The sequence below is a fragment of the Oceanobacillus iheyensis HTE831 genome, from assembly GCF_000011245.1.
In the GTDB taxonomy this organism is placed as follows: Bacteria; Bacillota; Bacilli; order Bacillales; family Amphibacillaceae; genus Oceanobacillus; species Oceanobacillus iheyensis.
Genome location: NC_004193.1, coordinates 183,296 through 200,279, shown reverse-complemented (window position 1 = coordinate 200,279; position 16,984 = coordinate 183,296). Strand labels below are relative to the sequence as shown.

The following is a 16,984-nucleotide window of genomic DNA, read 5'->3' as shown; positions in this document are numbered from 1 at the left end:
ATATCTAAAAAATGATTGTTATTTGATTCATCATTGAAATTAGTTCTACTGTCTCGATTCCTTTTGTATAAGTGATAGATGCACCTTCTTCATTGTTACTTTCTACAAAATCCGTTTAATTAAACACAAAATATTCTGATATAATAATTATAGACTATCCAATTAAGAAAGGATGATACATTTGTTAAAATTATCTATTCGCTTATTTGTTATCACCAGTTTACTATTGGTTGGTTGTACAATACCTCCTATAGAAGCTAGTGGTGACGAATGGGAAGTACTCTATCAAAGAGATGAACTTATTATTGAATATATCGGTGAAGAAGCACCTCCTGATGAAATCTCATTTATAATTAAACATGGATCCAGAACTACAGACGGAAATGATCACCCAATATCATCTGGTAGATTAAAGTTAACCTACCCAAGAGAAGATCTTGTGAATGATGATATTACAATTAAGCTAGACTGGAACAATAACTCTGACACTATCGTGATTGACAAAGAGAATTTCTATGAAAACTAAAACTACACCCTAACAAATCCTCGGAACCCTCTAGATCCATAGTAAGAGGAAGCTCCATTATGATAGACAAACACATGTCCATAACGGTAATCACAGAAAACCGCTCCACCCGCTTCACGAATATCAGAAGGTGTTTTTATCCAACTGGAAGTTTTCATATCAAAGTTACCAAGCTCTTGTAATTGGCGATATTGCTGCTCATTTAATAGCTCAATGCCCATCTCTGTAGCAACATCAATCGCACTATTTTCCGGCTGATGCTTTTTTCTTGATTCTAACGCTTCTCGATCATAGCAAATACTCCTACGACCTTTTGGGCTCTCCTTAGAACAGTCATAAAAAATATATTCATCCGTATTTTGATCATATTCAACTACATCAGGCTCACCTTCTGTTCTTTCCATTTCATGGAGTGACCAAAGCTTATCACTATGAGCTTCTAACCTTGCTTGTACATTTTCCCATTCTATACCTTTATGCCGATCCAAGTTTTTTTCAAACCGTACTTTCAACGTTTCAAGTAATTGTGCTTGTTGATCTGAAGATAAAGTCATACGATCAGCCAATTTCTATTCCCCTCTCTTATTTTCACATTCTGAGACTTTAGATAAATTATAAAGTAATTAATATAGAAAACACAATGTAATAGAAAATTTGTATTCATCTTCATATCGGCTATTATAAAAACAATTATGAAGTGAAAAATCGAATCTGACTTACAAATGTTCACGATGACACGATTAAGAAAAAAATGAACTATAGCCGCAATATATTTTTTGAGGGCTTTAGTTCATTTTTAAATTATCTAGTCTTTTTCAAATCACTTCTGATGTAATACGTCTACTAGATGGAGCTAATTTATTGTGAATCAGCTTCATCTTTTATTTCAGAACGTAATCCATCTACACTTTCTTTTCTTCTTTCATTTTTACTTGATAATTCATCTTTTTCTTTACTACTTAGCTCCTCTGCGTGAGCATTAATATAATCCTTTGATTCATTAAGATTTTCTAAAGTGTGGTCGATGGTATTTTGAATCTTTTCTACGTTATCAGATCTATCGTCTGGTTTTGGGTGCGTCATACTATCCCTCCTTCAACTATTTTCGGGAGTAGTTTCTCCATAACCTTGAAATATATTCTTATGAAAAGTTCATAATTGAGTAAGTTGGTTTAGTAGTAGGGAACTGTTTTTATATATAGTAAAAACCCCCAACCTTAAGGGTTGAGGTGTTTTAACTTTTTGGGAATTATTATATATATAAAATGTAAGAAAAAAGATCAGTAAGTTGTTAAAAATATTTTTCCTTTTGTTTTATTGGAAAATTCAACAGCGTCAATTGCCTTTTGGATATCAGACAGCTCATACTTAGAATGGACCGTCATCAAACGTAATTTCTCCCTATCTATTAGCCGAATTAAACGGGCAAAAGTTTCTTGCCATATATCTGCTGAGACATTTTTGTTCCAATGTCGCAAATGAAACATATTAGCATGCACTTTTTCCATTTTTACAATTTCGGCCCAATTTACTTGTACCCCAGATAAGAGACCAAGCGTTAAAAATTTGCCATTAGGGCGGACACTAAAAGCTAACTCGTTTCCATCGTTCCCCCCAACAGAATCAATGGCAGCATCTGCACCCACTCCATTTGTTAATTCCATAACTGTTTCTTTAAGTGGAACTTTGGAAGTATCTATTACATAAGAGGAACCTAGATGAAGTAAACTATCTGTATATTTATTATTTCTAGTCACCGCGATCAATCGAAACCCTAGTATTTTTGATAATTGAGCAAAAATATGCCCTATTGATGAACCACAAGCATTAACTAATAAAACATCATTAGGTTTTAAATTTAATACTTCCGTACAAACTACCCATGCTGTAATTGGATTAATATACATCTGTGCTGCTGTAAAATCATCAATCGAATCAGGGATAGCAACTGCAAATTCTGATGATGTCTTAACATACTCTTGCCATGTACCTTCCCCGCGTAATGGTAAAACTCGTTGACCAATAAGGTCATTGGAAACGGATGGTCCAACATCCACTATGACCCCCACTCCTTCATACCCCGGAATATTAGGTAAAGAAATCCGATGAGAATAAGCACCAGTAATGGGTATTAAATCAGAAGGATTCATAGGGCGAGCTAGCATTCGAACCAGAACTTCATTATTCATTGGTGGTTCAATACTTTTGGTCTCCACTCTTAACACGTCTTTAGGTCTACCAAATTCATAAAATCTAATACATTTCGCATCCAAAACTATATTTCTCCTTAAAATAAATCAGAATTAATTAATTATATCATCTTAACTTCAACTGCTCAGTATTTAATACTTTTCTACAAAATATGAAAAAGACGAGTCCCTATTTTTGTGCCGCATCCTTTATCTTAATACACACAAAGGAATCAAAGATAAAAACCACCCTTATTCGAGTGGCTCGCCAAAAAAATTTAAGTATCAAGTCTTCCGCGTATACTCTGTCTATTTCATCCTCAGCATTGGATAAACGACTGTTAATATGTAGCATTGTTCTTAAATTCTCAACAATGACGCAATCTATTGATTTCAATTCTTCTTTACAACATCTACACTAATATGAACCCAATAAAGTCGTCATAAGAAACCTCTTTAATTATTAAATACAGTTTTATACCTGTATTATATAAAAACAAAGGTTTCCTTTTATAATATATTCACTTCTAAAACAACCCCGAAATTTAGATAGGTTATAAATTCAAAGCTTTTCTTTTCAACCAATTGGTAAGTCAATACTGAATTGGACAATAGTGTATAAAATTTCATTAGTATAAATAACTTAGCGCTCTAAAAATTCGAATATTATTAAACCTTTAACATAATCATCAAGTTTAATAGAAGTATAGTAACCCCACATTGAGAGGGGTTACTTATTTTGAAGGTAATTCTCGCTTTGTCTCTTTATAACTAGGAGTAATTCAGCGTAAGATTCATTCCATTTTTATCTATCTAACGTTATAATAATTTTGTTTTCTGTTAAAAAAACCTTTGTATAGTTAGATCTCGCAAGCCACTAAGCATGACGGATGTTGATCCTTATACCTCTTATCCCAGTTAATATTGATCGGATTCCATGCTTCCTCGTTATTATCACAGTAGTAAATACCATGATTATTAAGCGCGTACAAAATATTAGTGTCCACAGGATCTTGAGTTAAGACGTGGGCATAAGAATTCTCCGGAAGTCCTTGTGATATTTCGCGGAAAGGAGTCTCCCCTTTTTTCCTATAAATAGTTGAGTTAGGAACAGAGTGAGCTGCACCTGGTCCAGAAGATGCTGAAACCCAGCGATCGTCTGGATCCGTGGCACTAAGCACCATGTTATAAAGATAAGGGTGTTTTTCTAGGCCCTCGCTCTTGTATTGCCATTGATAGCCACCATCTTTGCTTTCTGCATACGAAACATCACCACAAGCAGCATACAAACGACCTGGAGCAGATGGATGAGTCAATAGTGTATGGACATCTCTAGGAGATTGTTCAGAACGATCATGCCATGTAAAACCATGATCTTCGGTGCGAAGAACAGCACCGAATTCAATGGACACAGCTATATGATCTAGATTAGCATAGCTTGGAGCTATCCAACGAACATGATGAGTATGAGGACGAGGTGGAAAACTCCATCCAGGTTTAGATCCCATTTTATCGATACCATTCCATTTTTTCCAGTGCTCCCCCTCGTCTTCTGAATAATACAAAGCAGAGGGCTCAGTGCCAGCATAAACGATGTGCGATCCCCCGACTTTCTTTGTCGGATGCGTCCCTACAAACGTTACATATGGTGAAGAAATGCCTTCATCCTTTACCGATTCAAAATATAAATTGGGCTTCCCTAGAGCTTGCCAACTTTCCCCTGCATCTTCACTTTTCCATAGTCCATGACCATATGTTGCACAGTAAACGATAGAAGAGTCAGATGGATCTATCGCAACTCGCACAGGTTGCGTGCCTTTAAGTTTTTCTTCCATTTGCCATCCGTATTCATTTTCCTTTAACACAAGTAATACATCTTCCATTCCAGCATACAATACTTTCACAATCTTCATCCTTTCAAATTGTATTTTGTTAGTAGTTATAATAATATTACTCTGAAAAGTCCATAAATGATGACAGCAGCATATTGCATCAACGATATTGTCCTTGGACCCACTATTTATGTTACACCCTCACAATATCATGCAAGCAATTGATAAATCACTTAAAACTTTATATCTTTACCAATACCTTAAAATAGAATCTTGTATATTACAAAAACACTGCTCACTATTCGTCGAACTTATTGGCTTCATTTATTTAGAGATTCTTTAGATTCTTTTTCCTTTATATATAATCATGATAAGTAATCATCTTAAAAAATTTATTTTTGAGATAACTGGTTTGATTTTACCTTATCGTAGTAATTATTGATATTTCATATATTTTTAGTCTAGTAATGATAAGGAGAAGATGGTCGAACTATTCATAAAATTATTAGAGGAAACGAATTTATTACTCATCAAATTTTATTCTGGAGTTAAATAGTAAAAACCCCCCAACCATAAAGATTGAGGGTTTTCTGATATTCCAAAAACTTAACGTTTTGAGAACTGAGGTGCACGACGTGCTTTTTTAAGACCGTATTTTTTACGTTCTTTCATAAACGGGTTTAATTTCCATTATATGGAAGTTTCTAAACCGCTTCAAATCAACGTTATTCCCTGTTTGTGTTTCATTGGATTTTAACGGATTTTTCGTAAAGGGTATTCAAAGGGTATTCAAAATACATACGTTGGCAGGCTATATACAGGAAACCTATTTGATTTCTTGTTTTTTAGATTTCCGCTCAATTCATTATTCGAATTGGAGTATCTATTTACTTGTGTTTTTAACCTTTGTTGCTGTTTTTAAACTAATTCTCAAAGAAAACATATTCTGACACAATCCGGTTTATATAATAGTTAGGAATCTAATATTCACTTTTATACTATCCGCATCACATTATGTTTTTATTACATCATGCCGCCCATCTATTAACCATGTAAAGATGAACAAACAACCTCTAAAAACCCTATTAAATCAATGCTTTTTTGTTTTCACTAAACATGAAAAAGACCAATATTGAACATAAACAAAACATGAACAATTATCTTTATCCTTTTCTTTAAGTGACTACCTAAAGATCTTGTCTATTTTGTTCACACATTTATACAATGAATATAAGAATTAATGCTGGCTTTGTTTAATCATTATGGGCTTCGACAAAGGGTAGCAATTGAATAACTTCGGCACCGCCTTCATCATTTGCTTCAATTTCAACTAACATAGTAAACCGTTTTAATTTTTTTACTGATTGTTTAAAGACATAACATGTAGTTATTTTTCTACGTATATATATAATTTAAGCGTTTTAATAAAACTTCTAATATCATATTCTTCATTTGTATTAAAGGTGAAATTCCTTCTTGTTAGTACTATCATTCTTAAATTTTTATTAGTTACTATTACTTGTAATTTAAAAAAATAAAGAATCGGTAAATTCAAATAATAAAGATCGAACCTTTTTATAATTAATATTACAAGAACTAAAATAAATAAGATTGTGGTATTATTCACAGAATTATTAACTGTGGTAAACGGTAAAACAAACAGTCCTACGTATTCTAAGGTCTTATCTTTTCCAAAATCTCTGTTAATTAGTTTCTTAACTTTTGACTTTGGAGAAATGGAAACAGATACTAATTTAAAATAGTTCTTTATAATCTGCTTATAATAAAGAACTAAAAATACCACATTTAGTATTAGATAAAGCATCACTAAAAATACTACGTCACTTTGATTCAAAAATAGAATAGTTAAGGCAGGTAGAAGAGCAGAGTATATCCAAACTATTTCAGTAAATATTCTATGGAAGCTTTTTAAATATAACAATATTATTAACAAAACAGTTAATGCTACGAGAATGCTTTGCATGTAATATTGTGAATTAAAATATTTTGTAACATAGTCCAATACTAAAGTTACATACTCCTCCATGCAAAACACCTTCTTTTATATTACTAATGAAAATATATCCAGCTTCAAATTCTAACTATTTGATTTGTAGCATTTACATCTCTATCGATAATAAGTTCATGATCTTTTGAAACCACTACCTGGTCAAAGTTATTAATTGAAACCAAACCTGAGATAAGGAATAATAAGATATGACTATTTTCAGAGGTGCGAATTTCAAATTGGTTATTATCAAAATAAATATCTTTTCTTTCTAACCTTGTAATCAATTCGTGATTAGATGTTATGGTTTCCACATCAAAAGTATTAAGCTGTGTAAACAATCTATTATATTTCTTATTGTCTATCTCTTCATATATCTCATCAAAATTTGAGATTAAATTCGAATCTCTTATCTCTATAATTCTATCATTTCTTATATTATTAAAGTAAGCTTCATAATTACAAATCTTTTCAAAGCGGGAATTATTTTTTACTATTACGGTATCATCATTCAAATTAAAATAGAAATCAAAATTACCGTCAAAGATAAGTAACTTTTTTCTTGTTTTTGTTAACCTTCGCTGGTCAAACTCCCCAATGAGTGAATTATTGGATAATAATTTATTTCCATCAAATTGTTTAATAAAAATCTCTTCATCCATTTTATAAATCAGTAGTGAATAGGAATTATTCTCACCAAAGTCTGTAATAGTTGTTATATAATCTGAATTATCTACAAAGTAGTCATATAAGTTACTGAAAAAGGGGCTATTTTGTCTTAGTTGGTTGACCAAAACTGTATCCACACAATTTCTATCTTTTACTAAAGGGTTATAATTTCTTAACTCAAATTGTAACAATGCACCTTTTTTACTTAAAACTTCTTCTGATAAAGGAACTGTCAAATCTTCATGTAAATTTTCAAATGCATAGATTTGGTCATTCTGAGAAGATGTAGTTTTTTTATACAAATATATTTCCACGATTATACCTTCTCTCTAGTTAATACAGATAGAATACTAATTTTATAGTTATTATAAAACACTGACTGTCTTATTGCATAACTCTATAAACTGTTCCATGATATTTTTAAATAAAAACAGAGAGCTAAACTTGGTCTTATTTTTTAATTTCCTTCACTTTATTAATTGACTAACCGGAATCATATGGCTGACTATAATATTTTGACCGCATACCAGAAATTCTAAATCACATAAACAATTCTTAACATGTTCCGGATATTCTTCCACATTTATTATATTTACAATTCATAACCTCGCATCTAATACTAAAGAATAATTCTATTTTAAATAATAACATTAGAAATTTCTTTACTCAAAACACTTTTATCCCCAGCAAATATGGAAACTAATTTTTAAAAAGAAACTCCTTCTTCTATTGCCTTTTCATATAATTGATATAATATTTTCGATTGTTTCTCAGAGGGTGGTGTCAAATATCCTAATGCCATCTTTTTCAATATATCTAACTGAGTGTGAGAAATCCTTTTCTTTAAATAATCTCGTTTATAGTAGTTATACAGTATACTCCATTGCTCTAATTCAGTATTAACAACAAAGACTTGCATTTCTATACTATTATCTAATTTTTTCTCAATCTTATCTTCCCTATTAATATATTTCTGTTCTTCTTTATTAATAAGCAATTCATCATTTATTTCTATATCTATTCTAAGTTGCTTAATGCTTTCCCAACACTGTTTCTTTTTACACCACTGTGAAACGTTTGCTGACCCTTCCGGAGGACTAGTAATCTCAGAATAAATTTTCTCTGCTATACGCTCCAGTATTGTAATTAAATGCTCAGGAAGTTCTTGCTCATCCCAAATAACACTGAAATCCATAAATTTTCCTGTCTTTTCCACTAAATAAGATAGATACGCAATTGTATAAGCCACAGTCTGTGCTCTGTACCCACCGTTGTACCATGTTGCATTGGAGACCATTTTTTCTACAGTTCTAAATAATATTACTCTTGACACTGCATCTTTAAAGAAATTCTCTGTAATAGCTAAATTTTCTTTTTCTAATCGATTTGTAATATCTTCAGCAAATGTTGAAAAGCTATATTGGGCACCTCTTGATACAATATCTGGTTTCTGTAACCAAACATTTTCACTTTTGGCCAAGAAAGTTTTATCAAGAAGCTGTTTTTTAGGATTCTCTAATTGAAATTTCTTTTTTTCAGCTCTTGTTAAATAAGCCTGCTCATTCAAATATTCTCCCCTGACTCTTTCATAAAACCAGTGTGTCCTTCTTTGTGACCCACTAGTTGCAGCTACCCACACCCTATTTGAATAATTTTTCATTTCCTTATGAAAAGGGCTATTTGAGAAGAAGTCTGACTTATTTACTTTGTTTTGTGTATTAGCATATTCAGATACTTTTGAAACAAAGTCATGATGTTTTTCTTTATCTTTTACTACAGATAATTTCATTTGAACAGAAATATCCTTAATATCTAATTTTGAGTTTTTATTTGCAGCATAAATCGCAGACGTTGTTTGACCACCATTAACAATTTGGAAATTTTTTATCTTTTTTATATTCTTTTCATTATCCAATTCTATATCTGAAGCTGTTGCAGTTATTCCATTATTATATGCAAAAAACATCTCAGGTTTATATTCGATTGTATTCCTGATTCCTTTATTTACATTGCCTCTAAATTGTAAGAACGTTCTAACATTTTGTTCAAATAACTTCTGTCCATACTGTTCATAAATATCAACAATATGGTCCCCTTTTAAAAAGGTAAGATAAGATTTATACTCTTCTGAATTAGTTGTTATTTCTAAACAAGGTAGTTCTAAATCAATTTCAAATTGATAATTAGTATACTCTGTCAAAAATATTTTATAAATATATTCTAAATCAATTACCCTTAACTCAATAGGTAATTCACCAATTATTTCATTGGGCAATTCAGATAGATTTCTAGTGGCTTTCCCATCAGTTAAAAGCATTAACCTTATTTTATTAACTTTTTTATTTTGATTATACCTAAAAATATTAAATGCCATGGAATAAGCCTCAGATGTTTCTTCCATTTCCTGATAAATACCTTGTAACGATTTTTTCAAGAATGTTTTTAGTCTATTAAATTTAGTTTTTATATGGTTTTTCGTTAGTGTTTCTATTTTATCTTCTTGAAAAAATTGATGTACTAATACTGTTAATATTTTTCTTTCTTCATCAAAATCATATCCGTATACTTCAATCCCGTTTTTAATATACTCAGCTGCTGTATAATTAATAGTTAGATCTCCAGTATTTATTAGTTCTTCACAAACATTTTCAAAAAATGCCTGTGGTTTCATTATTCCTCTACTTTCTGAATCTGATAATATGGATTGCAGAAAATCTTGATGGAATTCCTCCAAACTGATCATTTATATCTCCTCTTTTTTCAAAGAATCAATCTCAAACTCATGACAACTTGACAAGTCAATAGAATATTTTACAGATGTTATTTCATTTCTTATATCTTTGGGTACTATCCTTGGAAAGTTATCTGAAACCAAATAATATCTTTGTTTATCTACTTTAAATTTCCTTAGTGGTTCTTTAATTATTTCTGGAATATATCCATAGTCAATCAATTTATATTCAAATATATTAATAATGTCATTATCTTCTTCGTTCTTAATCAAACCTCTAATATGATTTACAACATCTTTAACAGAGGATCCATTCTGAGAAAGTGATATCGCATAAGTAATTAAATATAGCGAATTCTTCAAGGTATACAATTGTTCCTTTGAAGAAATATTAATTATTTCACCTTTTGAAGTTTTATACGACTTTACCTCCACTACTGAATTATCAAATAAAAAGTCCTGTTTATCAAAATCCGGCCCTACCCATGACCTAATTGCTTGATTAATACCAACAATAGGCCCAACAACATCTTTTAGACATAATAATTCAGAAAATAAACCCATTTGTTCTTCTAAAGTTAACATTTTACTTCTATCTTGTTTCAATAACTGTTGCCAGCGTATTAATCGAATTTCAATAGAGCTTATTAATCTCTCTTCAGAATCAAATTCTTTTGCCACAGTAATTAAATCGTTACAGAGGACGTGAAACACTTGCCAGTCTTCTTTGTTATTTAAAATTAAAAATAACTCTATTAGTTTCCCTTTTGGCCTTTTTATAATAGTTATTCCTTTAAGTTTAATAGAATTATCTGACCCAAAAGGCACTTTACCTACTAAAAAATAGAGACCATAATTCCCGTGTAAATCAGTTATCCAGTATATATTGTGTCTCATGCTAGATTCGACTCGTCGTTGAGAGGAATACCCCATGCCTTCCCATGGATTTTCATTATTAGTCATCATATTCCTCCTCGTTAAGCAATTTCTGAATATAAACTGTATTTATTTTTCTTTTAATAGTCTTTTGTTTACTAGTAATACCGCCAGGGAAGCTTATTCCAAAAGCGCCTAGTTCAATACTATTATCGACTTCCAAAACATGTAACATTAATAGAGGCTTTTTCATTAATGCTCGTGCTCCCTTTCGGTCACTTTTACCTTTAATCCTCTTTAAGTCCTCATTTTCAAGACAGATAGATTCTGAAGTTCCTGAGGAAACTTGTCGATTTTGAATTTCATAATAAGTATCTTTAATTTCCACACCCCTCTTTTGGCGATTTATACTAACATTTCCTTCTTTAAAGATATTGTTTGTACTCCCGCTATACAGTGCTATATCCCATAAAGAATCTATATCGCGGACATAATCTTTTATAAAATCTATCGGCATTCTTGTTTGTATTCCAAAAGGATCTGTATAAACTACTTTAAAACTATTTAAAAATCTAAGTACATGACTTTTATCTATATTTCTCCATAAATAATCATAATTTGACTGTCCAATCATCTCTGTTTTTTTGTTTTGTTCCAGGTATCTAACAATCTCTCGAATAGCAACCAAATTTTCTTGTATAATCCGAGGGTCTTTGTGTAGCCAACTTGTTTCTTTAAGCTTTCCATCTAATTTCATTTCAAAGTATATATCTTTACTATTTTTTTGTTTATTTCTTGCTGTCACTTGTAAACCACTATCAGGATGGTGTATAATAGATAATCCAAAATCTCTCGGAGTCATTTTAGCTATTGACATCCTTTTTAAATCATCCATTAAATCTGTAGTGGCTTCAATAATTAGACCAAAATTCTCAAACATTGTAGGTGTCATATAAATTCTACATAAATCTTCATAATCTGTTCTGTAACCGAACCATCTTCCCATCTGCATCAACGTATCATAAAATACAGTATTTCTATAAAAATAACTTACTGACAAACCTTCAAGAGTAAAACCACGTGCTAGGCTTGTGCCACCTATAACTATTGCATTAGTGACACTATCATCCCTATACTCTAAATGAACCTTTGTATTTTGGTGGACTTCTCTAATTATAACTGTTTCAATAGTCTCAACAATTCTATCTATTACCTCTACCCAAGCAAACTCTGAGTTAGGCAAACGAGTTTCAAAAGTCTCCTTTAGAGTTTTAATGTATAAACTATATTTGTGTGAATCTTTTAATTTTCCATATGCAACTACACCAGCAGTTAAGTCTGACAAATAGTCTTCAATGAAAGTACTTATTTGTTGATGAACTCTAGTAAAACGAGTAGCATGCACAAGCATACTATTATGTTTATTTCCCTGGCCTCTCAAACTTCGTATTCCTATATTTATTATAAATAGTCGAATAGCATCATGAAGACTTTCAGGAAGTGAGTATAGATCAAAATCCTTTTTATGTTTAATTGGGATATGATTCTCACAATCATTAATTTCAACCAAATATTTTGTATTACTGTTTAGAAATATTTTTTCTGCACCAAAATAGTTTGTTGGTGCCTCTAAAGAGTAAATAAAATCGTCAGGAAATATATCCCTTCCAACTTTATCATGATCTGCTACATGATCAATAAAAATGTTAGCATAGGGTGTAGCAGTATATGCTACATATGCCCTTTTTTTGAATAAGTATAATAGTTCTCTTATTTTTTTATTGATAGATGTTGGGCTGTCCTCATCCTTAGTATTTATGGATGCATAATCAGATTCGTCGTCTATAAGTAGCATTGCATGTCTAGGAATCTCTTTGCCATATTGTGATTTCAACCAGTCTATGACATTTGTTAAAGTACGTGTATGCTTTTTTATTACCAAAATTATTGGACTTCTTATGTTGTCAAAATTCAAACCTTGTGCATTTTTATTTGCATCTCTTTTATTAAAATCTTGTTCTTTTGTTGTAAGACTAATTGGCAATAATTCTTTCTTCAGATTCCCTAGTTTTCCAACACCAACAGGCACCCTTTCATCCCTTCCTACAAAAGACTCGTTTAAGCGCTCCTGAGTTTGGTTCCTAAGATTATTAATCCCACCAGCTATTACTACTATAAATTTATAACCTGCATCCGCAGCTTTGCATAATAATGCTGAATAATTAGCAGTTTTTCCGGATTGTACATGTCCAACTACCATTCCATATCTTGAAAAGCTTTCTACTTTAGGATTCTCCAAATTATTCATAACAACGTCTGTATCTTCCCCAATACCTTTAACTACATCCGTTGGTAAAGACTGTTTCATAAACTCCTTATATCTGTTCCAGTAGTAGCTTTTGCTCTCTTGTTTATATTTACTTGTCCACCAAGTATTATCTCGCTTTTGTTGTTCTTCTCCTTGCACTAATACCCCCTGTTCCATCTGAACATCAAAGTAAGTCTCTAACTCCCTATTCATTCGATTCCAATCACTGTCTGATAAATTACTCAGGGAGTTTACTGATAATATTTTAGCGAAAATATCTACGCCTAAATTATTTATCAATTCTCTTGTATTAGTAATTTCAGAACCAATTTTTCCTTGTGGTAATACTCCATCTACTTCTTGTAATTTTTTGTATATAAAATTTTTTATGTCTTGATAACTATTCCGTTCCATTAGCTAGCCACTCCTTGTAGTTTTTAAATAATTCACTCCTAAGTAAATTATTAATATAATCGGGATCTAAATCAGATGTTTTAATTTCTTGTAATATAGTTTTAATAACATCAGCATCAATCGCATTATCCTGCTTAATTTTATGTGGATTTAATTGTAACTGCGCTTGAATAGCATCTAATGGTAAATATGCTTCTAATCCCATCAAGTACAAATCTAAAAACCTTCTATTTTCTGTTTCCAGATTGAATAAAAGTTTGTTTAAGAAAGGATGTCTTCTATTTATTGAAAATCTTAACCCTTCACTCCCAGAAGAGATTTCCCAAAAACTTATGGTTGATTTATCTTCTATTTTTCTTCCTCTTCCTGTATAAGGACGTGAACCCTTTTCTGTAACTTGTCGTATAATTCTCTTTAAATCATTCTTTATTTCGCTCATCGGATTTGCTGTTGACTTTTTAATATCTATCCCCCAGAAATAATCCATATCGTTGGAAATGTCAATCTTAATCCTAACTAGTTTGTGAACATCATTTATTCTATGAAGGCCCCACCATGTCCCATGAATTAATAATCTGTTAGCCCTGTATAGGTAAAAACCTTGGGATTTAGTATAGCCTTCTTCTGTAGCATACATTTCATATTCTTGTTGATTTAATTTAGAGTGGTGAGGTAATATAAATGGTTGGATTATGGTTGTTGAACCATTTATTTTTATTTTTTCATTTGCTAACTGTTGAGTTGCTGGATGATTAATATTAAAAGGATTAAAAGCTTTAATTTTATTATCATTCACATAAATATTAAAAGAATCATTACTTTCTAGGAATCTATGAAAAACTAACGACAAGTGCTTTCTCAACTTATCTAGTTGAGAGGACAAGCCATTTTTTTTAAAGCTGTCGATTTCTTCCCATATAATTAATGTACCGCTTTCACTATTTATTAACTCTTGAAATAGAGGCAATAACTCAATAGATGCTTCTTCTGGAGTTATGAGTAACCATTTATCTTCATTGGCAATGTAATCGAGATCCCATTGTTTCATTGAAACTATATTATCTTTTTTTGAAACTACAGTTAGTTTTTTACATTGTGAGAATGATGCTGTTTTTAAACCTAAACCAAACCTCCCTAAATCGTTTTTATCTCTTTTATGCATAGGATTTTTTGTTGCAAGACGCATAGCTTCTATTAATTCCTCACTGGACATACCATATCCATCATCCAACAAAGAAAATACAAGTTCTGGCTCTGGTATAGCATGTATCTTTACATTACAACTATTAGCAGTAATACTATTGTCAATAATGTCTGCAACTGCAACTTCAAAGGAATATCCTATATCTCTTATGGAATTGACAAAATTTCCAACATTTGGATTTACAATAATCGAAGTTTCCATCCTTATTACCTCTCAAGCATTAATGAATTTTTATTTTTAATAAGTTTTATAAGCTAAACTAAGAAATTTGGTCTATAAAAAGCATATTATTCTATCTATTTAGCTAAATTATAACAAATTATTACATTTCTTGTGAATTAGTGCAAAACAAAAAACAATAGTTTTCAACTATTGTTTTTCACTAAATTCTTCTTCTATTGTTATTAGTGCCTTCTCCCCAATAATATTCAATAATTGTTCTGATACCCCTCTAGCTAAAAGTGGAGGAACTGCATTCCCAACTTGCTGATACTGTTGATCTTTCGTTCCATAAAAAATATAACCATCACGAAATGATTGGAGTCTTGCTGCTTCTCTAATACTTAATGCAACAGCATTTTTTGGGTGATTCCACATTGATTTTCTAACGTTTACTACAGTTGGTGAAGGTTCATGGTAATTTAGTCTCAGATAAATAGTATTCTGAGTTCTTTCAGAATTTGTATATGTTGTTTTTAAATCATCAGATAAACTATGAAAGTTCTTACCTCCATCTTTTTTGATGGCCTCAAACCTTTTAAGACTTAAATCTCTACTATTAGTGCTGATATGATTGTATATCCTATTATTATATTTCCGAAAATATGACTGTAATGGTGATAACTTTTTGCCTTTTATATATGAACTTGGTATATAATTCTTTAGTTCCTTCTGTGGAGAAATTTTTTCTAGATCACTTATTGCATCAAAAACTGTATATGGTGTCATTATGCAATTCAATTGTGTAGGTAATTTAACCTTATTAACCTTCACTTTATCTTTTCTTACTCCTAAAACCATGAATCTTTTTCGACGCTGCGGAACACCAAAGAATGACGCATCTAAGACATTATCATCTATTTTATAATCATAGAAAGTAAAAACAGTTTTTAAATACTCCACAATATTATACGACTTAACTTTTGCAATGACTGATACTTTTTCCTTCATTTGTTTTATATCTAGCGGTTTTAAAAAAATTATTTTTTCTTCAATAAGTTCTTTATAGTGGAGAAGAAATGTATTTAAATCCATTAACGGCCCTATCGTATTTATTATATTTTCTTTATCAACTTCTTGTTTGACAACCAATTTTAATATTGTAATGGCTGAAGAAATGATTACATCAATCTTTAATTGTTTGATTAAGGGATCTTTCTCAACTTTATTCTCTAAGTACTCTATTAATTGCGTCGTCTCATTCTTTTCTTTGGTAGTTAACAACTTTATTGACTGTAATTTATTTGTTTTTCTTTCAATGCTTCTTAATCGAGAAATATATATTTTATTTTCTATTATAGGATCCAATTCCTCTTGGTGATATATTCCTTCAAATATATCCTTTAGGAAACTATACTTGGTTTCAACCAAAGTTATAGTATCATCCTTAATAAGTCTATTTAATCCCTCTTTACTATTTTTAGTGATTTGTTTTAAATGCTTTAATGAACTATAAGAATATATAGTATCTTCTATATGTTCTGTAACGAAAAACTTATGAACATCCGATTTCATGCTTCTTACATTTTCCAATAAAAATGCAGTGGGTTTTATTTCATCAATTGCTCTAACATATTGTTTTACCAATTGGTTATTTCCTGATATCAGATAATTCTTTTGTCTGTTAGCATTTGAAAAACCTTGACACGGCGGTCCCCCAATGACTACTATTTCATCTCCTGAGGTTTTTTTTTCTAAGATAAAGTTAGCAAAATCTATCTTTGAAACATCGCTCATCCCACTATTTCCACTCTTAATTATTAAATCTTCATTTTTATTATGATTTTCCACATATGTTTTAGCTGCAGACTTATTAATTTCGACAGCTCCCAGTACTTCAAACTTACCTGTCTGAATAAAACCGTTACTAAGCCCTCCAGCACCTGCAAACAAATCAATTAATTTATACTTTGGCTTTCGATTATTAATTACTGAATCCATTACTATTTTCACCTTTCAATTCAAACACTCATAAGTTATTAATCACCTTATTAAGCAGCATAACGTT

At 31.0% G+C, this 16,984-nt stretch carries 12 protein-coding genes and 1 pseudogene; 1 reads left to right on the top strand and 12 read right to left on the bottom strand.

What is annotated here, in order from left to right; all coding sequences use genetic code 11:
- The first annotated feature begins 181 nt into the window (after positions 1 to 181).
- Positions 182 to 526, top strand: coding sequence for a hypothetical protein (locus tag OB_RS01080; RefSeq protein WP_011064585.1), 345 nt, complete (start codon positions 182 to 184; stop codon positions 524 to 526).
- Between the two features lie 2 nt (positions 527 to 528).
- On the opposite strand, the gene OB_RS01075 is transcribed toward OB_RS01080, so the two are convergent.
- The 12 genes and pseudogenes from OB_RS01075 to OB_RS01025 form a co-directional block, all read right to left on the bottom strand.
- A complete protein-coding gene (locus OB_RS01075; protein WP_041544409.1) occupies positions 529 to 1,080 on the bottom strand; it encodes a DUF4256 domain-containing protein in 552 nt (183 codons plus the stop codon).
- A gap of 304 nt (positions 1,081 to 1,384) precedes the next feature.
- Complete coding sequence (gene tlp, locus OB_RS01070) at positions 1,385 to 1,609, bottom strand: small acid-soluble spore protein Tlp (RefSeq protein WP_011064583.1); 225 nt, start codon at positions 1,607 to 1,609, stop codon at positions 1,385 to 1,387.
- Positions 1,610 to 1,806: 197 nt separating this feature from the next.
- Complete coding sequence (locus OB_RS01065; protein ID WP_011064582.1) at positions 1,807 to 2,799, bottom strand: zinc-dependent alcohol dehydrogenase family protein; 993 nt, start codon at positions 2,797 to 2,799, stop codon at positions 1,807 to 1,809.
- A gap of 776 nt (positions 2,800 to 3,575) precedes the next feature.
- A complete protein-coding gene (locus tag OB_RS01060; RefSeq protein WP_011064581.1) occupies positions 3,576 to 4,619 on the bottom strand; it encodes a WD40/YVTN/BNR-like repeat-containing protein in 1,044 nt (347 codons plus the stop codon).
- A gap of 534 nt (positions 4,620 to 5,153) precedes the next feature.
- A pseudogene (rpsI, locus tag OB_RS18010) lies at positions 5,154 to 5,228 on the bottom strand (30S ribosomal protein S9); the annotation flags it as partial.
- Between the two features lie 706 nt (positions 5,229 to 5,934).
- Entirely contained in the window at positions 5,935 to 6,594 is a 660-nt protein-coding gene (locus OB_RS01055; protein ID WP_011064580.1) for a hypothetical protein, read from the bottom strand.
- 44 nt (positions 6,595 to 6,638) lie between these two features.
- Positions 6,639 to 7,538, bottom strand: a complete 900-nt coding sequence (locus OB_RS01050; protein ID WP_011064579.1) for a Kiwa anti-phage protein KwaB-like domain-containing protein — start codon at positions 7,536 to 7,538, stop codon at positions 6,639 to 6,641.
- 392 nt (positions 7,539 to 7,930) lie between these two features.
- Entirely contained in the window at positions 7,931 to 9,967 is a 2,037-nt protein-coding gene (locus tag OB_RS01045) for an AIPR family protein (protein ID WP_011064578.1), read from the bottom strand.
- Complete coding sequence (locus OB_RS01040) at positions 9,968 to 10,918, bottom strand: PD-(D/E)XK motif protein (protein ID WP_011064577.1); 951 nt, start codon at positions 10,916 to 10,918, stop codon at positions 9,968 to 9,970.
- Positions 10,911 to 13,553: a Z1 domain-containing protein gene (locus OB_RS01035; protein WP_011064576.1), complete on the bottom strand. Its 2,643-nt coding sequence runs from the start codon at positions 13,551 to 13,553 to the stop codon at positions 10,911 to 10,913. The genes OB_RS01040 and OB_RS01035 overlap by 8 nt, the downstream gene beginning before the upstream one ends.
- Complete coding sequence (locus OB_RS01030) at positions 13,540 to 14,958, bottom strand: ATP-binding protein (protein ID WP_011064575.1); 1,419 nt, start codon at positions 14,956 to 14,958, stop codon at positions 13,540 to 13,542. Before OB_RS01030 ends, OB_RS01035 begins: the two co-directional genes overlap by 14 nt.
- Positions 14,959 to 15,126: 168 nt before the next feature.
- Positions 15,127 to 16,917 (bottom strand): DNA cytosine methyltransferase, encoded by a 1,791-nt coding sequence (locus tag OB_RS01025; protein WP_011064574.1) that lies wholly within the window; start codon positions 16,915 to 16,917, stop codon positions 15,127 to 15,129.
- Positions 16,918 to 16,984: the final 67 nt, after the last annotated feature.